Annotated in this window: 23 protein-coding genes; 14 read left to right on the top strand and 9 right to left on the bottom strand. The window is 67.4% G+C overall.

Features of this window, described 5'->3' with window-relative positions; all coding sequences use genetic code 11:
* Positions 1-59: 59 nt before the first annotated feature.
* Genes sdhA through sdhC form a run of 4 tightly spaced genes read right to left on the bottom strand, consistent with a single transcriptional unit; the run spans position 60 to position 3,267 of the window.
* A complete protein-coding gene (sdhA, locus tag HSX43_RS01140) occupies positions 60-1,871 on the bottom strand; it encodes a succinate dehydrogenase flavoprotein subunit (protein WP_179378244.1) in 1,812 nt (603 codons plus the stop codon).
* Positions 1,872-1,916: 45 nt separating this feature from the next.
* A complete protein-coding gene (locus tag HSX43_RS01135; RefSeq protein ID WP_179378243.1) occupies positions 1,917-2,492 on the bottom strand; it encodes a hypothetical protein in 576 nt (191 codons plus the stop codon).
* Positions 2,493-2,499: 7 nt separating this feature from the next.
* Entirely contained in the window at positions 2,500-2,871 is a 372-nt protein-coding gene (locus tag HSX43_RS01130; RefSeq protein ID WP_179378242.1) for a succinate dehydrogenase, hydrophobic membrane anchor protein, read from the bottom strand.
* Between the two features lie 12 nt (positions 2,872-2,883).
* The gene (gene sdhC / locus HSX43_RS01125) at positions 2,884-3,267 is read right to left on the bottom strand and encodes a succinate dehydrogenase, cytochrome b556 subunit (protein ID WP_179378241.1); all 384 of its coding nucleotides are present in this window, start codon (positions 3,265-3,267) and stop codon (positions 2,884-2,886) included.
* A gap of 215 nt (positions 3,268-3,482) precedes the next feature.
* Between sdhC and HSX43_RS01120 the strand changes: the two genes are divergently transcribed.
* On the top strand, positions 3,483-3,821 hold the full coding sequence (locus HSX43_RS01120; protein WP_179378240.1) for a DUF3140 domain-containing protein: 339 nt from the start codon (positions 3,483-3,485) through the stop codon (positions 3,819-3,821).
* Between the two features lie 71 nt (positions 3,822-3,892).
* Here the strand turns inward: HSX43_RS01120 and HSX43_RS01115 are convergent, their stop codons facing one another.
* The 5 genes from HSX43_RS01115 to HSX43_RS01095 are packed head-to-tail and all read right to left on the bottom strand — an operon-like array spanning position 3,893 to position 7,224.
* Complete coding sequence (locus tag HSX43_RS01115; protein WP_179378239.1) at positions 3,893-4,591, bottom strand: DUF4344 domain-containing metallopeptidase; 699 nt, start codon at positions 4,589-4,591, stop codon at positions 3,893-3,895.
* Positions 4,588-5,613, bottom strand: coding sequence for a MaoC family dehydratase (locus tag HSX43_RS01110; RefSeq protein WP_179378238.1), 1,026 nt, complete (start codon positions 5,611-5,613; stop codon positions 4,588-4,590). Before HSX43_RS01110 ends, HSX43_RS01115 begins: the two co-directional genes overlap by 4 nt.
* On the bottom strand, positions 5,610-5,816 hold the full coding sequence (locus tag HSX43_RS01105; RefSeq protein ID WP_179378237.1) for a DUF1737 domain-containing protein: 207 nt from the start codon (positions 5,814-5,816) through the stop codon (positions 5,610-5,612). The genes HSX43_RS01110 and HSX43_RS01105 overlap by 4 nt, the downstream gene beginning before the upstream one ends.
* 1 nt (position 5,817) lies before the next feature.
* The gene (locus HSX43_RS01100) at positions 5,818-6,363 is read right to left on the bottom strand and encodes an NnrU family protein (protein WP_179378236.1); all 546 of its coding nucleotides are present in this window, start codon (positions 6,361-6,363) and stop codon (positions 5,818-5,820) included.
* Between the two features lie 3 nt (positions 6,364-6,366).
* On the bottom strand, positions 6,367-7,224 hold the full coding sequence (locus tag HSX43_RS01095) for an HpcH/HpaI aldolase/citrate lyase family protein (protein WP_179378235.1): 858 nt from the start codon (positions 7,222-7,224) through the stop codon (positions 6,367-6,369).
* A 254-nt stretch (positions 7,225-7,478) separates the two neighbouring features.
* On the opposite strand from HSX43_RS01095, the gene HSX43_RS01090 reads away from it, so the two are divergent.
* The 13 genes from HSX43_RS01090 to HSX43_RS01030 all read left to right on the top strand — a co-directional run bounded on the left by HSX43_RS01090 (position 7,479) and on the right by HSX43_RS01030 (position 19,313).
* Entirely contained in the window at positions 7,479-7,811 is a 333-nt protein-coding gene (locus tag HSX43_RS01090) for a hypothetical protein (protein ID WP_235962438.1), read from the top strand.
* A 172-nt stretch (positions 7,812-7,983) separates the two neighbouring features.
* Positions 7,984-8,946 (top strand): malate dehydrogenase, encoded by a 963-nt coding sequence (mdh, locus tag HSX43_RS01085; protein WP_179378234.1) that lies wholly within the window; start codon positions 7,984-7,986, stop codon positions 8,944-8,946.
* 128 nt (positions 8,947-9,074) lie between these two features.
* Complete coding sequence (locus HSX43_RS01080) at positions 9,075-9,968, top strand: glycosyltransferase family 2 protein (protein ID WP_179378233.1); 894 nt, start codon at positions 9,075-9,077, stop codon at positions 9,966-9,968.
* 164 nt (positions 9,969-10,132) lie between these two features.
* Positions 10,133-11,326: an ADP-forming succinate--CoA ligase subunit beta gene (sucC, locus tag HSX43_RS01075; protein WP_179378232.1), complete on the top strand. Its 1,194-nt coding sequence runs from the start codon at positions 10,133-10,135 to the stop codon at positions 11,324-11,326.
* Complete coding sequence (locus HSX43_RS01070; RefSeq protein ID WP_179378231.1) at positions 11,323-11,514, top strand: hypothetical protein; 192 nt, start codon at positions 11,323-11,325, stop codon at positions 11,512-11,514. Before sucC ends, HSX43_RS01070 begins: the two co-directional genes overlap by 4 nt.
* An 81-nt stretch (positions 11,515-11,595) precedes the next feature.
* Positions 11,596-12,087: a hypothetical protein gene (locus tag HSX43_RS01065; RefSeq protein WP_179378230.1), complete on the top strand. Its 492-nt coding sequence runs from the start codon at positions 11,596-11,598 to the stop codon at positions 12,085-12,087.
* Positions 12,088-12,091: 4 nt separating this feature from the next.
* Entirely contained in the window at positions 12,092-12,592 is a 501-nt protein-coding gene (locus HSX43_RS01060) for a succinyl-CoA synthetase subunit beta (protein ID WP_179378229.1), read from the top strand.
* Positions 12,589-13,170, top strand: coding sequence for a hypothetical protein (locus HSX43_RS01055; protein WP_179378228.1), 582 nt, complete (start codon positions 12,589-12,591; stop codon positions 13,168-13,170). The genes HSX43_RS01060 and HSX43_RS01055 overlap by 4 nt, the downstream gene beginning before the upstream one ends.
* A gap of 42 nt (positions 13,171-13,212) precedes the next feature.
* Positions 13,213-14,094 (top strand): succinate--CoA ligase subunit alpha, encoded by an 882-nt coding sequence (gene sucD, locus HSX43_RS01050; RefSeq protein ID WP_179378227.1) that lies wholly within the window; start codon positions 13,213-13,215, stop codon positions 14,092-14,094.
* Between the two features lie 31 nt (positions 14,095-14,125).
* Entirely contained in the window at positions 14,126-14,695 is a 570-nt protein-coding gene (locus HSX43_RS01045) for a DUF805 domain-containing protein (protein ID WP_179378226.1), read from the top strand.
* A 190-nt stretch (positions 14,696-14,885) separates the two neighbouring features.
* A complete protein-coding gene (locus tag HSX43_RS01040; protein WP_179378225.1) occupies positions 14,886-15,497 on the top strand; it encodes a hypothetical protein in 612 nt (203 codons plus the stop codon).
* Positions 15,498-15,577: 80 nt separating this feature from the next.
* Positions 15,578-16,234 carry a hypothetical protein gene (locus tag HSX43_RS01035; RefSeq protein ID WP_179378224.1) on the top strand — a complete coding sequence of 219 codons (657 nt, stop codon included), beginning with the start codon at positions 15,578-15,580 and terminating at the stop codon, positions 16,232-16,234.
* A gap of 109 nt (positions 16,235-16,343) precedes the next feature.
* A complete protein-coding gene (locus tag HSX43_RS01030; protein WP_179378223.1) occupies positions 16,344-19,313 on the top strand; it encodes a 2-oxoglutarate dehydrogenase E1 component in 2,970 nt (989 codons plus the stop codon).
* Position 19,314 lies beyond the last annotated feature (1 nt).

Here is a 19,314-nt window from a genome sequence, read left to right as displayed (position 1 = left end):
CGACCCCCGTGCCCAACCGCCCCAGGCGGCCGGCCGCATGCGACGCGCGCCGCTCCATCTCAGTAGACGCGCGCCTTGGGCGCGATTTTCTTGAGGTCGATGCCGCCGTCGTTATGGCTCGTCAGCGGGTTCAGATGCACGCCGCGATAGCTCAGATCGGCCTTCTGCTCCTCGCCCTTGAACCAGGTCAGGGAGTGCTTGCGCCAGTTCTCGTCGTCGCGGTCCGGGAAATCCTCGTGGGCGTGGGCCCCGCGGCTCTCCTTGCGGGCCTCGGCGGCGACCACGGTGGCCACGGCGTTGGGCATCAGGTTCGCCAGTTCCAGCGTCTCCATGAGGTCCGAGTTCCAGATCAGCGTGTTGTCGGTGACGGCGACGTCGCCCATCTTCTCGGCGATGCCCTCCATCTTCTCCTTGCCCTGCGCGAGCGTCTTCTCGGTCCGGAAGACCGCGGCGTCCTCCTGCATGGTCTTCTGCATCTCGAGGCGCAGCTCGGCCGTGGCGACCTGACCGCGCGCGTGGCGCAGCCCGTCGAAGCGCGCGAGCGCCATTTCGACGGAGCGCATGTTGGGGGTGGGCACCGCAGTGTTCGGATCGACCACCTCGCCCGCGCGGATCGCGGCGGCGCGACCGAAGACCACGAGATCGATCAGCGAGTTGGACCCGAGGCGGTTCGCCCCGTGGACCGACGCGCAACCGGCCTCGCCCACGGCCATCAGGCCCGGCGACACGCGGTCGGGGTCGTTCTTGGTGGGCGCGAGCACCTCACCCCAGTAGTTCGTCGGAATGCCGCCCATATTGTAATGCACCGTCGGCAGAACCGGGATCGGCTCCTTCGTGACGTCGACGCCGGCGAAGATACGGGCGCTTTCGCTGATGCCCGGCAGGCGCAGCTTGAGCGTCTCGGCCGGCAGGTGGTTGAGGTTCAGGTGGATATGGTCGCCGTCCTTGCCGACGCCCCGGCCCTCGCGGATCTCCATCGTCATGCAGCGCGAGACCACGTCGCGCGAGGCCAGGTCCTTGTAGGTGGGGGCATAGCGCTCCATGAAGCGCTCGCCTTCGGAGTTGGTGAGGTAGCCGCCCTCGCCGCGTGCGCCTTCCGTGATGAGGCAGCCGGCACCGTAGATGCCGGTGGGGTGGAACTGCACGAACTCCATATCCTGCAGCGGCAGGCCCGCACGGGCCACCATGCCGCCGCCGTCACCGGTGCAAGTGTGGGCCGAGGTGGCGGAGAAGTAGGCGCGGCCGTAGCCGCCGGTGGCCAGCACCGTCATCTTGGCAGAGAAGAGGTGCAGCGTGCCGTCGTCGAGCTTCCAGCAGAGGACGCCCTGGCATTCGCCGTCTTCCGACATGATGAGGTCGATGGCGAAGTACTCGATGAAGAACTCGGCCTTCTGCTTGAGCGACTGACCATAGAGCGTATGCAGGATCGCGTGACCCGTCCGGTCGGCGGCGGCGCAGGTGCGCTGCACGGCGGGACCTTCGCCGAACTCGGTCGTGTGGCCGCCGAAGGGGCGCTGGTAGATCTTGCCTTCCTCGGTGCGGGAGAAGGGCACGCCGTAGTGCTCCAGCTCGTAGACGGCCTTCGGGGCCTCGCGGGCAAGGTACTCCATGGCGTCGGTGTCGCCCAGCCAGTCGGAGCCCTTGACGGTGTCGTACATGTGCCATTGCCAGCTGTCGGGGCCCATGTTCCCGAGGGACGCGGCGATGCCACCCTGCGCGGCGACGGTATGGGAGCGGGTCGGGAAGACCTTGGTCACGCAGGCGGTGCGCAGCCCCTGTTCGGCCATCCCGAGCGTCGCGCGCAGCCCGGCTCCGCCGGCACCGACGACGACGACGTCGTATTCGTGGGTCTCGTAATCGTAAGCGGCCATGTGGTCCTCACCTCTGTTGCACGTCGCGCCGGGGCGCGACGCTTGTCAGGCCCCCAGGATCGCCTCGCCGTTCGGCAAGGCGGGGGACGGGTCGTTCAATTGTTCCATTTGTTCGTAGTGCGCGCCGATCAGATCGGAAAACGCCTGCCCGCCATCCGGCACGAAGGTCGCGCTCAGATCGGCCTCGGACACGCCGATCGCGGCCGCGAGAGGGCCGAGCGATGCCTTCGTCTCCGCGTCGGGCCAGACGGCACCGTCGCCATACTGCAGCGTCGCCTCGCGGTAGGGCCGGCCCTCGGCCATCACGTTGATGACGTGGTCGGTGCCGGCGAGCACCATCGCGAAGCCCCAGCTGCGGAAGTCTTCTTCCACCAGCAGGTGGATCCAGTCGTCTCGCATCCCCTCGCCAAGCGAGAACCGCGGCGTACCGACGATGATCCACGAGGGTTTCGGCAGGGCACTCCAGGCCGCGTCGCGGGCGGGGTCCGGCTTAAGGGCGGCGTCGCCGAGTTCATAGAGCGGCACGCTCGCCGCACCGACATGCCCCAGCACGTCGCGCGCGAGACCATCGAGGGTCGGCGCGGCGGTGCGGTAGAGCATGTAATCGGTAAACTCGGACATGGGGCTCTCAGAGTGCCAAGCGGATCAGGGCGTAAACGCAGGCGAGCGCCGCCGCGTAGCTGAGGCATGTGGTCGCGATGATCGCCATCTTGCGGGCGAGGCCGCCGACGTAGTCTTCGATCAGCACCTGAACGCCCTTGGCGAAATGGACCCAGCCGACCGTCAGCGTCAGTAGGGCGATGAGCGCGGGCCAGGGCCGGGTGTAGTAGGCCACAACCTCCTCGTAGGGCGCGCCGATGATCGCGCCGAAGGTAAAGAGGAAGAGCGGCACGAGAACGACGAGCGCCGCCGAGAGGAGCGTCTGGTGCCAGTGATGCGCCGTGCCGGCCCCGGCGGACCCGAGGCCCGAGACGCGCTTGCGATCTGTGAGATAGGCCATTGCGATGCTCCCTCAGAGGACGACGACGGTGAAGAGCGTAAGGCAGACCGAGGCGATGATGATGCCCCAGCCGAGCTGCTCGGCCTGATCGACTTCGAGCAGGTAGCCCGCGTCCCAGATCAGGTGCCGGATGCCGGCGAGCGTGTGATACCACAGCGCCCAGATCGACCCGAGGAAGACGAGCTTGCCGAACCAGGAGGTCAGGAAGGCGTCGGCGGTCGCGAAGGCCTCGGGTCCGGCGGCGAGCGCCACAAACCACCAGGTCACCATGAGGCCCGCGAGGATCAATGCGTTGCCGGTGATCCGGGTCAGGATCGAGGTGATCGACGTCAGCTGCGGACGATAGATCTGCAGATGCGGGCTCAGGGGGCGGTTGCCCCGGTTCACGTCGGCCATCACGCGCCTCCTTCGATCATCGGTACTGGTCGTTGTCTGCGGTTCTAGCGGTTTTTACGCAGGAGTCACGGGGGCGCACCGCCGCAGAGGGGCCAAATCCGGTGAAATTACCGCTAACTGTGATCACACCCGCGGATGTGTGATCACAAATCGCAGTCCGGAACCTGCATCGCTCCGGGTCGTTGCTGAATTATCGGCAGAGAGGTGGAGGAGACATGTCGAAATCGCGCGACGACATCTGGGACGAATGGCAGGCCCTCGTGAACATGGCTCCGAAAGAGCTCGAGAACTGGCTCGAAACCGAGGAGAGCAAATCCGTCGGGGCCGGCGACGGTGAATCGAAGGGCCACAGGTCCGGACGGCGGATCGTGGAGATCAAGCGGACCAACAAGGACGACCTGAGCGACGATCAGTGGGACCACATGGGCAAGGTCGTCGGCTATATCAACCGGCACGGCGCGCAGGTGCCCGACGAGCCGAAGGGCTCGGATTGGGCGTATTCGATGAAGAACTGGGGGCACGATCCGTTCGGAAAGAACGGTGTCGCGCGGTAGGGGCCGGTCATCGTCGGGCTCGACCCGACAATCTCACACCCTGCCCGGCCTGCGCCGGGACGGCGGCCGGGTCATCGCCCGCTGCGGGCGCGGAGCGCGTCGACCATTTCGCGGCAGAACTCGATACGCTCGTCGACCTCGAAGTAGAAGGCATTGTCCTCGCCGCAGGTCGTCTGCACCACGGGCACAGGACGCGGCAGCGCCATGACGCCGTTGACCCGCGCGATGTCGGGTGCAAGGACGCGCAGCGCCTTCCCCTCGCGCGCGGGCACGATCGCACCGGCGCTTTCGGGCCCCGGTACCATCCGTTCGAAGACCGCCGCCCAGGCCCGTGCCGTCACCTCGGCGTCGTCGGCGCAGTCGCGCTTCGACGCCGACGGCATTCCGAGGACACGCGCCGTCTCGAGCCGTGCCTCGGGCGCGAGCCCGTAGTAGAAACAGATCGCCCGGGCCAGACGCTGCGCGCCGGGCATGTATTCGTCCCAGGGGTCGAAGAACTCCGTCAGCGCCTCGGCCCGGGCGAGCGCCGTCATATCGGTGATGATCTCCGCCATCTCCGCCTCGGAGTGGATCCGGTGCGCGAGGTAGAGCCCGAAGGTATCGGCCGCATTTTCCTGCGGGCCGAAGACGGGCAGCGACAGCTGGTCGATCACCGCATGGCCGAGCTCGTGATAGAGCGTGAAGCGCAGGTTGTTGCGCACGAAGTCGGCCTGCGCCAGCGCAGGTGCGAGAATCGTGAGGGACAGGACAAGGGCAAACCGGCGGATCACGCCGGCATGAGAGCCCAATAGTCGAGATCGAGCAAGACATCCGGCAGGTATCTGCCGTCCTCCCCGCGCAGGGCGAAGGCCTCTCCCCGCGTCGCGACGAGGCGCAGGCGCAGGGCGGCGATGCCCTGGCCCAGATCTGCGCGGTCGAGCACTTCGGACCAGGCGCGCACCGTGTCGCCCGCGAAACAGGGGTTGGCGTGCGCGCCGCCGTTGATGGCGACGATGCTTTGGGCATTCGCGAGGCCGTTGAAGGAGAGCGCGCGCGCCAGGCTGATGACGTGGCCGCCGTAGATGAGCCGCTTGCCGTCCTCCCGATGGGTCGCGTCGAAATGGACCTTGGCCGTGTTCTGCCACAGGCGCGTGGCGAGCATGTGCTCCGCTTCCTCGATCGTCACGCCGTCGACGTGGTCGATGCGCTCTCCGGTCTCGTAGTCGCCCGCGCGGTGCGGCTCCCCTGCGAGGGTGAAGTCGTAGCCGTCGAAGTCGAGCCCCTCCGGGACCACGAGGTCCGTCGCGGCGACGGCGTCGGCGAGCTCCGGGATCACCGTCTCCGGGGCCGGGGCGTCGAGGTCACGCTTGCGCACCATGACCCAGCGGACGTAGCTCAGCACCGGCTCGTCGGCCTGGTTGAACCCGGTCGTGCGCACCCAGACGACGCCGGACTTTCCGTTGGAGTTCTGCTTCAGGCCGATGACCTCGGATTCGGACCGCAGCGTGTCGCCGGCGAAGACGGGGCGCAGGAAGCGCCCCTCCGCATAGCCTAGGTTCGCGACCGCGTTGAGCGAGATGTCGGGCACGGTCTTTCCGAAGACCGTGTGGAAGGTGATGAGGTCGTCCATCGGCGCGCCGTCGAGCCCGCAGTCGAGCGCGAAGGCATCCGACGACTGGAGCGCGAACCGCTGCGGATAGAGCGCGGTATAGAGCGCGCGCTCCCCCTCGGCGAGCGTGCGCGGGACGGCGTGGTGAATGGTCTCGCCGAGGGTGTAGTCCTCGAAGAAGCGGCCGGGATTTGTCTTGCTCATTGTGCGCCCAGTTTCATGTCGGGGGTGTAGTCGGCTGCCACGTCCTTGGTGACGGCCTGCGCGCAGCGCATGACGTTCGACGCCGGGTCGAAGGTGTAGCAGGGGGAGCCGTGCAGCACCCAGCCCTGCGCCAGTGCGGCGGTGACCTTGTGGCAGAAGGCCGAGGTGTCTTCCTCGGTCAGCAGTCGGTAGAGCGTGGTCATCTCAGCCTCCGAACGGGTTGACGCCGAGCCAGATATGAACGGCGGCGGCGATAGACATCAGGACGAGACCGATGAGGAGCGCGATGAAGTCGCCCTTGATCGAGACGGCGGTGGGTCGCTCCCAGGGTTCGGCCCGGTTGATGAGGATCACCTCCGCGACGGCCCAGGCGAGCAGCCCGCCGAAGAGCAGCACCGAGGCCAGATCGCCGTTCACCAGAAGATGCGCGACGGCCCAGATCTTGAAGCCCGTCAGCTGCGGATGGCGGATGCGCGCCGACAGGAGGCCCTTCGCCGCACCGACGCCATAGACGTAGAACGCCAGGACCATCAGCAGATTGTTGACGTGGCGCAGGAAGAACGGCGGCTCCCAGAGGGGGATGAACGCGGCCTGACGGTAGCCGATGACCATCAGCACGATCGACGCGACCACGAGGACGGCGACGAGCCCCTTGCCCGGATCGCCCAGGCGGGCGCGGGCCTCGGGGGCGAGGCGCTTGAAGACATGGGCGGCCACCCAGAGGGCGAGGCCGGCGACGAGCAGGAACATGGGTCAGCCCTCCAGTGCGGCGATCGCCTCCTGCTTTGCCAGCGTCCGGCGGGCGGTGTCCACATGAAGGTTCTCGACGATGCGCCCGTCGAGCACGGCAACCCCCTGTCCCTCGGCCATCGCAGCCTCGAATGCGTCGATCTGACGCCGGGCGAGCTCGACCTCGGCCTCGGTCGGGCCGAAGGCGGCGTTGGCGACGGCGACCTGGGCGGGGTGGATGAGCGTCTTGCCGTCCATGCCCAGATCGCGGCCCTGTTCGCATTCGACGCGCAGGCCATCCTCGTCCTTGAAGGCGTTGAAGACGCCGTCGACGCAGGGAATACCGGCCGCGCGCGCGGCCAGGAGGCAGGTCTGCAGCGACGTCATCAGCGGCAGGCGGTTCGCGCGGTTGCGGCAGTTGAGGTCCTTCGCAAGGTCGTTGGTGCCCATCACGAAGCCACCCATGCGGGGGGCACGCGCGATCGCGGCAGCATTCAGGATGCCCTCGGGCGTCTCCATCATCGCCCAGATCGTCGTGTCGCCCGTCAGGTGCCGCGCTGCGGCGGCGACGTCATCGGGGCCGTTCACCTTGGGCAGGAGGATCGCATCGGGGGCGAGGGCCGCGAATGTGGCAAGGTCGTCCGCGCCCCAGGGCGTGTCCGCCCCGTTGACGCGCACTATGCAATGGCGCGGGCCGTATCCACCGGTGTCGAGGGCTTCGGCCAGAGTCGTGCGGGCGTTGACCTTCTCGTCCGGGGCAACCGCGTCCTCGAGGTCGAAGATGATCGCATCGACCGGCAATGTGCGGGCCTTGTCGAGGGCGCGCGGCTTGGAGCCCGGGATATAGAGCACGGAGCGGAAGGGGCGGTCGGTGGCGGTCATGTCGGGTCTCCTCTTCGCTGCAGTTGCAAACATCTTGCGAAACGAAGGGCAAGTGAAAAACGGTCTTGGCGACATTTTATTGCGTCATAAATTGCTGCTCCGCAGCGTCTGCGACCTGCCCGCCGCAACGTTAACCAAATCTAGAGGTTTGTGGCGCATGTTCGTCCGCATCGGCCCGGGACGTCCCGGCCGCCAAGGTGAGTTGGTCGCGCTCCAGCTCTCCGGTCGTGGCCGCTTCGGTGAAAGGACACGCCATGACCAAGACCCAGAAGATGATGAACGGAATGTTCGCGACCCTGGTGGGTGTCGCGCTGATGACGACGGCGCTGCCGGCGGGGGCGCAGGGGGCCTCCTGCGGACCGCGCGATGCGGTGGTGGAACGCCTCTCGGGCCATTTCGGGGAAACCCGTCGCGGTATCGGCATCGGCACGCAGAACCGCGTGGTCGAGGTCTTCGCCTCGGACGACACGGGCACCTGGACGATCACCGTCACGCTGCCTGACGGGCGCATGTGCCTCGTCGCCAGCGGCCAGTCGTGGGAAGACCGGATGGACGATCTGGCCCATCTCGCCGACGCCAAGACCTGACCGCGGGCCGGTCGGAGTGAAGAGAAACGGATGACGGGGCGGCGGATGTGCGCCCCGTTCTCACGTCGCCGTTAGCGATCTCAGGCCGGGGTAACGCGGCAAACCCTTGCGCAGAGCGCGTCGCATCCGATACCCCTCCGCCGGAATTCAGACCGATACATCGGAGACAGACATGGCCCGACCCAAGATCGCCCTCATCGGCGCCGGACAGATCGGCGGCACGCTCGCCCACCTGGCCGCCATCAAGGAACTGGGGGACGTCGTCCTCTTCGACATCAGCGAGGGCACGCCGCAGGGCAAGGCGCTCGATATCGCCGAGAGCGGCCCGGTCGAGAAATTCGACGCCAAGCTGAAGGGCACCAACGACTACGCCGACATCGCCGGCGCGGACGTCTGCATCGTCACCGCGGGCGTACCGCGCAAGCCGGGCATGTCGCGCGACGACCTGCTGGGCATCAACCTCAAGGTCATGAAGGCCGTGGGCGAGGGCATCCGCGACAACGCCCCCGACGCCTTCGTCATCTGCATCACCAACCCGCTCGACGCGATGGTCTGGGCCCTGCGCAAGTTCTCGGGACTGCCCCACGAGAAGGTCGTGGGCATGGCCGGCGTCCTCGATTCGGGCCGCTTCCGTCACTTCCTGGCCGAGGAATTCGACGTCTCCATGCGCGACGTGACCGCCTTCGTGCTGGGCGGCCATGGCGACACGATGGTGCCGCTGGTGCGCTATTCGACCGTCGGCGGCATCCCCCTGCCCGACCTCGTGGAGATGGGCTGGACGACGCAGGAAGCGCTGGACGCGATCGTACAGCGCACGCGCGACGGCGGCGCGGAGATCGTGGGCCTGCTGAAGACCGGTTCGGCCTTCTACGCCCCCGCCTCCTCGGCGATCGAGATGGCCGAGGCCTACCTGAAGGATCAGAAGCGCCTCCTGCCCTGCGCGGCCTACGTCGACGGGGCCCTCGGCCTCAAGGGCATGTACGTGGGCGTGCCGACGATCATCGGGGCCGGCGGCATCGAGCGGATCGTGGACATCAAGATGTCGCGCGACGAGCAGGCGATGTTCGACAAGTCGGTGGATGCCGTGAAGGGCCTCGTGGAGGCCTGCAAGGGTATCGACAGCACGCTGGCCTGAGCCGCAGGCCGGACCGGGCCCTGCGGCCCGGTCCATTTCGCCCCGGTATCGTCCGCGATCCGCCAAACTCGCTTCGGATTTTCGGGGCATCGTCGAGGCGACGGAGACATCAGAAACCAGGTTACCCCATGACCGGACGCAAGATCCTCTTTTCGGCGACGAAGAACGAAGGCCGTTTCCTTCTGGAATGGATCGCCTACGCCAAGGTTCTCGGTTTCACCGACATCTTCATCTTCTCGAACGACTGCACCGACGGCTCGAACCTCATGCTCGACCGCCTGGAAGACGCGAACATCCTTCGCCACTTCCGCCAGACCCTGCCCGAGGGCATCGGCGCGCAGGACAACGCGGGCCGACTGGCGATCGAGGCGGGGCTCTTCCGGGCGGGTGACTGGGTCATGTGGATGGATCCCGACGAATACCTCGTCCCGCACGTGGGCGACGGCACGCTCGACGGGCTCATCCAGGCGATCGACGGCTACGACGCGATCTCGATCGGATGGCGGCTCTTCGGGGACGGGGGCAACGCCGTCTGGCCCGGCCGGCACGTGAGCCCCGCGCTCACCCTCGCCCGCGCCCACAGCGACGACCTGCATCCCCAGGTGAAGACGCTCTTCCGGTGGCGCGACGACATCGTCGTGTTCCACCCGCATCGCCCGATGCTGCCGCCGCAGACGCGACCCGAGGATTTCCGCATCCTCACGAGCACCGGCGCGCCCGGCACCTGGCGCAAGCGGACGCGGGACAACCTCGCGATCCCCTACAAGTCTCTGCGCACGCCGGGCGACTGGTGGAAACTCGCGCAGGTGAACCACTACTGCGTCCGCACCCCGGACGTCTTCGCCGAGAAAAAGGCGCGGGGCCGCGGCTCGATCGCCGCGGACCAGGACTCGCCGCATTATTCGCAACGCTACTACCGCCGCATGAACGCCAACGACGTCGAGGATCGCCGCATCCTGCGCTATGAGACGGCGACGACGGAGATGGTGGCGCGACTCGAAACGCTGCTCGAGCCAAGCTAAGCGGCGAGGCGATCCGCTTTTGTGATCACACTCTGAATACCTGTGATCACAAAAGGCGTGATTTCTATCGAATCGAATGGGATCGCGGCAAATTCAGTTCCAATGGGCGGACGCGCATGTCAGGGGTCGGTGCAACCACCATCTGACCAGCGGGGGCACCTCCCATGAACATCCACGAGTATCAGGCCAAGGCGCTCCTGCGCGACTACGGCGCGCCGGTGTCCGACGGGGTCGCCGTGACGCGGGCCGCCGACGCCAAGAACGCTGCGAGCCAGCTCGACGGGCCGCTCTGGGTGGTCAAGGCGCAGATCCACGCGGGCGGCCGCGGCAAGGGCAGCTTCAAGGAGGCCGAGGCCGGCGAGAAGGGCGGCGTCCGCCTCGCCAAGTCGGTCGAGGAGGCCGCCGAAGAGGCCGCGAAGATGCTGGGCAACACGCTCGTGACGCATCAGACCGGCCCGGCGGGAAAGCAGGTCAACCGCATCTACATCGAGGACGGCTCGGGCATCGAGCGCGAACTCTACCTCGCCCTTCTGGTCGACCGCGCGACGAGCCGCGTCGGCTTCGTCTGCTCGACCGAGGGCGGCATGGACATCGAGGAGGTCGCCGCCTCCACCCCCGAGAAGATCATCAGCTTCGACGTCGACCCCGCCACCGGCTTCCAGCCCTGGCACGGCCGTCGCGTGGCCTTCGCCCTCGGCCTCGAGGGCGCGCAGGTCAAGCAGTGCGTGGCACTCATGGGCAAGCTCTACCGGGCCTTCACCGAGAAGGACATGGAGATGCTGGAGATCAACCCGCTCATCGTGACGGACGGCGGCGACCTGAAGGTGCTCGACGCGAAGGTCGGCTTCGACGGCAACGCCATCTACCGCCACAAGGACATCACCGAGCTGCGCGACGAGACGGAGGAGGACCCGAAGGAACTCGCCGCCTCGAAGTACGACCTGAACTACATCGCGCTCGACGGCGAGATCGGCTGCATGGTGAACGGCGCGGGCCTCGCCATGGCGACGATGGATATCATCAAGCTCTACGGTGCGGAGCCGGCGAACTTCCTCGACGTCGGAGGCGGAGCGACGAAGGAGAAGGTGACCGAGGCCTTCAAGATCATCACCTCCGATCCGAACGTGAAAGGCATCCTCGTCAACATCTTCGGCGGCATCATGCGCTGCGACGTGATCGCCGAGGGCGTTGTCGCCGCCGTCAAGGAAGTAGGTCTCGAGGTGCCGCTCGTCGTGCGGCTCGAAGGCACGAACGTCGAGAAGGGCAAGGCCATCATCAACGAAAGCGGGCTCGACGTGGTCGCCGCCGACGACCTGAAGGACGGCGCGCAGAAGATCGTGAAGGCGGTGAAGGGGTGACGGCCGCTTTCCGCAAGCAAATCCTCCGGCCGGCGCTACCGGCGCTGACGATCTTGGCGGCGCTCTCGGGCTGCGCCAACGAGAATGGGGCGATTCCCCTCGACCGGGCGACATGGTCGCTCGAGACCGACGCGCGAGGCACCCCCTATCCACCCGAGTTCGGCACGGCCGAAGAGACCGAGAGCTGACACATGCAGCGGGCCGACGTTGAAGAAACGTACCCGCTTGGCGCGATGCGCCGGGCCATTCGTTTCGATCTGAGTAATTCGATGCACCGCCTTTCCCTTCTTGCCGCCCTCCTGCTCGGCACACCTGCCCTTGCAGAGGAGACGCTGACCTCCTGGGATCGCTATACGTCCCTCGTGATGGCGCATTGCATCGTCGACGGGGTCGAGCCGCGAGACGGGCAGGCCGCGGCAGCCGGAGCGAAGTTCGCAGCCGACTTCGAAGAGGCCGGAGCCACCGCCGACGGTGCCGTCCTGACCCATGGCAATGGAACCACGCTGACGCTCGGCTGGGGGGCCGGCGTTTCCTGCGCGATGGTCGTCCCCGACAGCGCCCTCTCCAAGGAGGATCATGCGCTCCTCTTCGCGGATCTGAAGGAACAGCTCGGCTGGAATTTCGGAGAGCTGACGATCGAGGAGGTCTCGGGCGGTGAGATCTGGGGCATGGACGGCACCAAGGGCAACCGGATCGCCGTGCAGATGGTGCGGCAGGCGGACAGCACCTTGATCGACGCGCAATCGCGCGCGGCGGAGTGACGGGATGCTGCGTGCGACCCTCCTCCTGACGCTGATCTCGGGATCGGCCCTCGCCAACCCGCAGCGGGCGGCGGCGCTCGACGCCTTCGCCCGCAACTGCTTTTCCCCCTTTCTCACGTCCGCGATCGCCGAAGCCGAACTGGCCCCGCACGGCCGGTACGATTTCTACGACCTCGCCCCCTTCTCCGACGTGGCACCGTCACCCGCGACGAGCGCGGTGACCCGGAATACCGACCGGCGCTGCGAGGTCGCCTTCGACGGCGACCACGGGGCAGCGGCGGCGGAGGTGGCGGCGGCCGCCGCCGAGGCGGAGGGGATCACCACCGAGGCTCCCCTGCCCGCCACTCACCCGGACCTGCCGGGCACCACCCTGCTCGTCGCCCGCGCGCTGAACCCCGGGCGCGTCGCGGTCGTCCATACCGGCACCCGGCCCGGACCGAACGGAACCGAGACCTTCCTGTCGGTCGAGCGGCTGACCCCCGATGCAAGCGAGGCCCTGCGATGATAAAACGTGCACTTCTGCTGATGCTCGGTCTCGCCGGCTGCGTGCCGACGACCGGCGGGTTCAGCCCCGGCGTCTCGAATATCGCGGCGCAGCGGATGCGGTTCGCGGCCGAGGCCGTCTGCCTCAACAACCGCACGCGGAGCGCGCAGGACCGCGCCGCCCGCGCCCTCGACTTTCCGGTGCGGGAGCGGGACGGCCGCGCGGTCGTCTACGCGAACCCCGGCACGCTGACCTTCATCCGCATCGGCCCTGCACCGGAGCAGACCTTCACCGACGATCAGGGGCGGCGGCGCAGCATCGCCGGGAACGGTTGCTCGGTCGGCTCGCCCGCGGTGGGCACGGCGCTGGCCAATCGCCTCGCCGGGGAGATCCTGACGCCCCGGCTCGTCGACGGGAGCGACCTGCTGCGGGCCCCGCTCGGCGCGGGGCGCAACGCGGACGGCGGCGTCGGGTTCTTCTTCGAGGATCTGGCCGTGACGCTTCCGGTCGCGCGCACCACCTTCACCGACCCGGAGAGCGGTCAGGGCACGGCCTTCGATCATCCGGTCATTCTCATCGTTCACGCGCGGTCCCGCTGAGGCACCGCGCACCGCACAAGCCAAGACCAAGGAGGGCCCCGTATGGCCATTCTCATCGACACCGACACGAAGGTGATCTGCCAGGGGCTCACCGGCTCCCAGGGCACGTTCCACAGCGAACAGGCGATCGCCTACGGCACGAAGATGGTCGGCGGCGTGACCCCCGGCAAGGGCGGTCAGACGCATCTCGACCTGCCGGTCTTCGACAGCTGCCACGAGGCGGTCCACGCGACCGGTGCCAACGCCAGCGTCATCTACGTGCCGCCCCCCTTCGCCGCCGACTCGATCCTCGAGGCGATCGACGCCGAGATCCCGCTGGTCGTCTGCATCACCGAGGGCATCCCGGTGCTCGACATGATGAAGGTGAAGCGCGCGCTCGACGGCTCGAAGACGCGGCTCGTGGGCCCGAACTGCCCCGGTGTCATCACGCCCGACGCCTGCAAGATCGGCATCATGCCGGGCCACATCCACAAGCGCGGCTCGGTCGGCGTCGTGTCGCGTTCGGGCACCCTGACCTACGAGGCCGTGAAACAGACGACGGACATGGGCCTCGGCCAGTCGACGGCGGTGGGCATCGGCGGCGACCCCATCAAGGGGACCGAGCATATCGACGTACTGGAGATGTTCCTGGCCGACGACGAGACACAGTCGATCATCATGATTGGCGAGATCGGCGGCACGGCCGAAGAGGAAGCGGCGGAGTTCCTGGCCTCCGAGAAGAAGAAGGGGCGCTGGAAACCGACCGCCGGTTTCATCGCCGGTCGCACCGCGCCTCCGGGCCGCCGCATGGGCCATGCGGGCGCCATCGTCGCCGGCGGCAAGGGCGACGCCGAGAGCAAGATCGAAGCCATGCGCAGCGCGGGCATCGTCGTCGCCGACAGCCCGGCCACGCTGGGCGAGGCGGTGAAGGAGGCGATCGGCTGAGATGGGACCGGTGGCAGCCACCCGGACGTGTTTGAAGAAGTACGTCACGTTCTCCGGCCGCGCCTCGCGGTCGGAGTTCTGGTGGTTCGTCGCGGCCGTTTTCCTCCTGCAGCTCATTCTCTTCGCGGCGACGGCCGCCGTGTTCGGCCCCGCGATCACCGTCCATGCGATCCCCGAACAGTACCTCGACAGGCTTAGGATCACGGAGTTCCGCGCAGCCTACGGTCTCGGACCCACGTTCATCACGCAGGAGCTGGGTCCTGTCGTGAACGGGCAGGCCGAAGTCGTCACCCGGACCTATAGCGGCGGCATTCCGTCGATCATTCTGGGGGTTGCGATGTTCCTGCCGCAGCTGGCGGCAACATGGCGGCGGCTTCATGACACCGGACGGCCTGGCTGGTGGGTGCTTCTGCCATTCGCAGCCTTGCTTGTGGGTGGGTTGCTCTTCGTCGGGCTGGAGCTGATCGGACTCGCATCGTTCTTCTTCGCGCTCCTGTTCCTCGGGTTTCTCGTCTGTGGAATTGTGTTCCTGGTAATGCTGATGCAGGCCCCGACGCCCGGGCCGAACCGTTTCGGCGCGAACCCCGCGGGGGCGTCGTGAGGGGGTCCGCCCGCATATCCACTTGGACCAGCCGCGCACGGCAGGTCCGCCATGTCGGGATGGCGTGCGTCGCAGAGCCAGGCGTGGCTGTCGAGACCTCGGCCGCCCGTCCCATGCCTCGGACGAGGCCCCGGGTCGGTCCACCGATGGCGGAGAACGGCAACTGCATACCACAAAGGAGATTGATGATATGAAACGCTCTATCGGTATTCTGTTTGTAGCGACTCTGCTCGCGATCCCGGTCCACGCCCAGACGACCCCGGAGGCCTGTCTTGCCGACGAGCGCGACTTCGACGCGCTCCTCGCCTCGTTCGAATCCGAGGGCTGGACGGCCCTCGAGCCCGGCGCGCCGCTTCCGGAGGACGCCGTCGAGCGGATCGCCCTCGCCCGCACGATCTTCTACGCGTCGACCGACCGGGGCGGCGAGACGCTGCCCCAAATCATGTCGCTTCAGCGCCGGACCGTCCCGGGTCTCGCCCGGCGGGTGGATACCGACCTCGCCAAGCAGCGGGTCCTGACCCGCGGCGACGAGTCGATGACCTTCAACTGGGGGATGCCGCAGCAAGGCCGTCTCGACATCGTAGAGGTGATCTGCCGCATCGCCACGCCGGAAGGGACACCGGCCAGCGGCACGGACGAGGGCTTCGGCCCCTCGACCTTCGAGACCCTGGCCGAAGATCCTCTGCGCCGCGTGATGGTCATCGGCCTCGAACCCGAGGTACTCTCGGATCTGACCACCGACACGACGACCGTTTCCATCGTCGAAACCGTGTCGGTGATGAACCCGGACGAAGGTCGGTGACCGATGCGTGATGCGTCTTCGATGACCTCGGCACCCCTGCCACCGCGGCCCTGTCCGGCCGTCCGCCAAGAGGTGGCGGGGTGATCCGCGCCGGCCTCCTCTGCCTCCTTGCCATGCCGGCGGGAGCGGTCGAGATGCCGACTCTCGGACCCGAGATCTCGGCCTGCCTCGAACGGCATGTGACCTCGGCCCCCTACGTGGCCGCGCTGGCCTCCGAGGGCTGGAGCCCCGTGCGCCCGTTCGACCGGCCCGGCGCGCAACTGGCCCTGTCCCACGCGATGCTCGCCATCTTCACCGTGGTGCCCGAGGAGGACGACCACGGCCACGATCACGACCACGACGCGAAGACCGGCTGGGCCGCGCGCTGGACGTTGCGGGAGGACACGCTGGCCTGGATCGAGGACAAGAGCGTGAACCGCACTCTCTATGAGCGCGGGGAGGCCGTGCTCCTCCTGATGGGCGAGCAGATCACCGACCCGGAGGCCGGGCGGATCCACCGCACGACCTGCCTGTTCGGGGCCCCTGCCTTCGACGACGCGACGCGCATTCTGGCCGATGTTCCGGTCGTGCAGGAGATGCAGCGGCGGGCCTTCGCGCCGCATGGCGACACGCTGCCCTACACGTCGGTCACCCTGGCGCGGAACCTGCCGCCCGCGGGGGCGGAGGCCCCGCTGCATCTCGACGCGATCATCACCACGCAGGTCTTCGCGGTGCGGGACGTGGAGGTCCGGCGATGACCCTGCGACGGCGATTGCGAACGCGCGGGGCGCGGAGGGTTGCATCCCCCTTCGGCCGCCCCGACCTGACCCCCGAGACACAGACGCATCGAACCCCCGAGGTCCAAAAATGACCGATCAATCCGACAACGACATCTTCCATTCCACGAGCTTCATGCAGGGCCACAACGCGGCCTATCTGGAGCAGATGTACGCCCGTTACGCCGACGATCCCGGCGCGGTGGACGACACCTGGAGGCAGTTCTTCGACGCGCTCGAGGACGACGCCGGCGACGCGCAGGCCGAGGCGGCGGGTCCGAGCTGGGCGCGCGGCGACTGGCCGCCGGTGCCGTCGGACGACCTGACGGCGGCGCTGACCGGCGAATGGCCGGCCGCCCCGGTCGACCCGAAGGAGGCCAAGTCCGCGGGTGACAAGATCCGCTCGAAGGCCGCCGAGATCGGCGCGGCCCCCTCGGACGATGCGATCAAGCGCGCCGTGCTCGATTCGATCCGGGCGCTGATGCTGATCCGGGCCTTCCGCATCCGGGGCCACCTCGACGCCAAGCTCGACCCGCTGGGGATGCGCAACCCCGAGCCGCATCCCGAGCTCGAGCCCGCATCCTATGGCTTCAAGGAGGCCGACCTCGACCGGCCGATCTTCATCGACAATGTCCTCGGCCTCGAGGTCGCCACCCTGCGGGAGATCGTCTCGATCCTGCGGCGGACGTATTGCGGCACCTTCGCGCTGCAGTACATGCACATCTCCGACCCCGAGCAATCCTCCTGGCTCAAGGAGCGGATCGAGGGCCTCGGCAAGGAGATCGAGTTCACCCAGAACGGACGCCGCGCCATCCTCAACAAGCTGGTGGAAGCGGAAGGCTTCGAGAAGTTCCTGCACGTCAAGTACATGGGCACCAAGCGCTTCGGTCTCGACGGCGGCGAGGCGCTCGTCCCCGCGATGGAGCAGATCATCAAGCGCGGCGGTCAGCTGGGGCTGGAAGAAATCGTGATCGGGATGCCCCACCGCGGCCGCCTCTCGGTGCTCGCCAACGTGATGGGAAAGCCCTACAAGGCGATCTTCAACGAATTCCAGGGCGGCAGCTTCAAACCCGAGGACGTCGACGGCTCGGGCGACGTGAAGTACCACCTCGGCGCGTCGAGCGACCGGGAGTTCGACGGCAACACCGTGCACCTGTCCCTGACGGCGAACCCCTCGCACCTCGAGGCGGTGAACCCGGTCGTCCTCGGCAAGGTCCGCGCTAAGCAGGATCAGCTGAACGACACCGACCGCACCAAGGTCACCGGTGTCCTGCTGCATGGCGACGCGGCCTTCGCCGGCCAGGGCGTGGTCGCCGAATGCTTCGCGCTCTCGGGCGTGCGCGGCCACAAGACCGGCGGGACGATCCATATCGTCGTCAACAACCAGATCGGCTTCACGACGGCCCCCCACTTCTCGCGCTCCTCGCCCTATCCGACGGACAACGCGCTGGTGGTCGAGGCCCCCATCTTCCACGTGAACGGCGACGACCCGGAGGCCGTGGTCCATGCCGCCCGCGTGGCGACCGAGTTCCGGCAGAAGTTCGGGAAGGACGTCGTGCTCGACATCTTCTGCTACCGCCGGTTCGGCCATAACGAGGGCGACGAGCCCATGTTCACGAACCCGGTGATGTACAAGAAGATCAAGGGCCACAAGACGACGCTCACGCTCTATACCGAGCGGCTGGTGAAGGATGGCCTGATCCCCGAGGGCGAGATCGAGGACATGAAGGTCGCCTTCCAGGACCATCTCGCCCAGGAGTTCGAGGCCGGGAAGGACTACAAGCCCAACAAGGCCGACTGGCTCGACGGGCGCTGGTCGCACCTGGATCGCCGCGACGCAGACGAGTACGTGCGCGGAGAGACGGCCATCGTGGAGAAGACCTACGAGGACGTGGGCCGCGCCCTGACCTCGGTTCCCGACGGCTTCCCGATGCACAAGACCGTGGGCCGCCTGATCGAGGCGAAGTCGAAGATGTTCGAAAGCGGCACGGGTTTCGACTGGGCCACGGCCGAGGCACTGGCTTTCGGCTCGCTCCTGACCGAGGGATACCGCGTGCGGCTGGCCGGCCAGGATTCGACCCGCGGCACCTTCTCCCAGCGGCATTCCGGCCTCGTGAACCAGGAAACCGAGGAGCGGTATTACCCGCTTAACCATGTTCGCGAGGGACAGTCCCACTACGAGGTGATCGACAGCGCCCTGTCCGAATACGCGGTCCTCGGGTTCGAATACGGCTATTCGCTGGCCGAGCCCAACGCGCTGACGATGTGGGAGGCGCAGTTCGGCGACTTCGCCAACGGCGCGCAGATCATGTTCGACCAGTTCGTTTCCTCGGGGGAATCGAAGTGGCTTCGCATGTCGGGTCTCGTCTGTCTGCTGCCCCACGGATACGAGGGCCAGGGCCCGGAACACTCCTCCGCCCGACTCGAACGCTTCCTGCAGATGTGCGGGCAGGACAACTGGATCGTCGCCAATTGCTCCACCCCGGCCAACTACTTCCACATTCTGCGCCGGCAGCTGCACCGCGATTTCCGCAAGCCGCTCATCCTGATGACGCCGAAGTCGCTCCTGCGGCACAAACTGGCCGTCTCCGCGAAGGAGGAGTTCCTGACCGGATCGTCCTTCCACCGCGTCCTCTGGGACGACGCGGAGCAGGGCAACTCCGAGACGAAGCTCGTCGCCGACGACAAGATCAGGCGCGTCGTCATCTGCTCGGGCAAGGTCTACTACGACCTGCTGGAGGAGCGCGACGAACGCGGCCTCGACGACGTCTACCTGTTGCGGCTGGAGCAGTTCTATCCGTTCCCCGCGCTCTCGATGGTCAACGAATTGGGCCGCTTCAAGCAGGCCGAGATCGTCTGGTGCCAGGAGGAGCCCAAGAACCAGGGGGCCTGGACCTTCGTGGAGCCCAACATCGAATGGGTGCTGACCCGCATCGGGGCCAGCCACACCCGACCGCTCTACGCGGGCCGCGCCGCCTCCGCCTCGCCGGCGACCGGTCTCGCCAGCCAACACAAAGCCCAACAAGCCGCGCTCGTCGACGAAGCGCTGCGCACGGAGTAAC

Origin of the sequence: Jannaschia marina (genome assembly GCF_013404595.1) — a bacterium.
GTDB lineage: Bacteria > Pseudomonadota > Alphaproteobacteria > Rhodobacterales > Rhodobacteraceae > Jannaschia > Jannaschia marina.
Note: the sequence above shows the minus strand (reverse complement) of the source record. Positions and strands in the feature narration are given on the sequence as shown.

Coding starts and splice junctions, on each gene's coding strand:
- HSX43_RS01110 (WP_179378238.1), bottom strand. CDS start 5,613: ATGAGCAAGACAAATCCCGGCCGCTTCTTCGAGGACTACACCCTCGGC.
- HSX43_RS01130 (WP_179378242.1), bottom strand. CDS start 2,871: ATGGCCTATCTCACAGATCGCAAGCGCGTCTCGGGCCTCGGGTCCGCC.
- sucC (WP_179378232.1), top strand. CDS start 10,133: ATGAACATCCACGAGTATCAGGCCAAGGCGCTCCTGCGCGACTACGGC.
- HSX43_RS01090 (WP_235962438.1), top strand. CDS start 7,479: ATGACCAAGACCCAGAAGATGATGAACGGAATGTTCGCGACCCTGGTG.
- HSX43_RS01055 (WP_179378228.1), top strand. CDS start 12,589: ATGATAAAACGTGCACTTCTGCTGATGCTCGGTCTCGCCGGCTGCGTG.
- sdhA (WP_179378244.1), bottom strand. CDS start 1,871: ATGGCCGCTTACGATTACGAGACCCACGAATACGACGTCGTCGTCGTC.
- HSX43_RS01040 (WP_179378225.1), top strand. CDS start 14,886: ATGAAACGCTCTATCGGTATTCTGTTTGTAGCGACTCTGCTCGCGATC.
- HSX43_RS01030 (WP_179378223.1), top strand. CDS start 16,344: ATGACCGATCAATCCGACAACGACATCTTCCATTCCACGAGCTTCATG.
- HSX43_RS01120 (WP_179378240.1), top strand. CDS start 3,483: ATGTCGAAATCGCGCGACGACATCTGGGACGAATGGCAGGCCCTCGTG.
- sucD (WP_179378227.1), top strand. CDS start 13,213: ATGGCCATTCTCATCGACACCGACACGAAGGTGATCTGCCAGGGGCTC.
- HSX43_RS01135 (WP_179378243.1), bottom strand. CDS start 2,492: ATGTCCGAGTTTACCGATTACATGCTCTACCGCACCGCCGCGCCGACC.
- HSX43_RS01080 (WP_179378233.1), top strand. CDS start 9,075: ATGACCGGACGCAAGATCCTCTTTTCGGCGACGAAGAACGAAGGCCGT.
- HSX43_RS01100 (WP_179378236.1), bottom strand. CDS start 6,363: ATGTTCCTGCTCGTCGCCGGCCTCGCCCTCTGGGTGGCCGCCCATGTC.
- HSX43_RS01065 (WP_179378230.1), top strand. CDS start 11,596: ATGCACCGCCTTTCCCTTCTTGCCGCCCTCCTGCTCGGCACACCTGCC.
- HSX43_RS01060 (WP_179378229.1), top strand. CDS start 12,092: ATGCTGCGTGCGACCCTCCTCCTGACGCTGATCTCGGGATCGGCCCTC.
- HSX43_RS01105 (WP_179378237.1), bottom strand. CDS start 5,816: ATGACCACGCTCTACCGACTGCTGACCGAGGAAGACACCTCGGCCTTC.
- sdhC (WP_179378241.1), bottom strand. CDS start 3,267: ATGGCCGACGTGAACCGGGGCAACCGCCCCCTGAGCCCGCATCTGCAG.
- mdh (WP_179378234.1), top strand. CDS start 7,984: ATGGCCCGACCCAAGATCGCCCTCATCGGCGCCGGACAGATCGGCGGC.
- HSX43_RS01095 (WP_179378235.1), bottom strand. CDS start 7,224: ATGACCGCCACCGACCGCCCCTTCCGCTCCGTGCTCTATATCCCGGGC.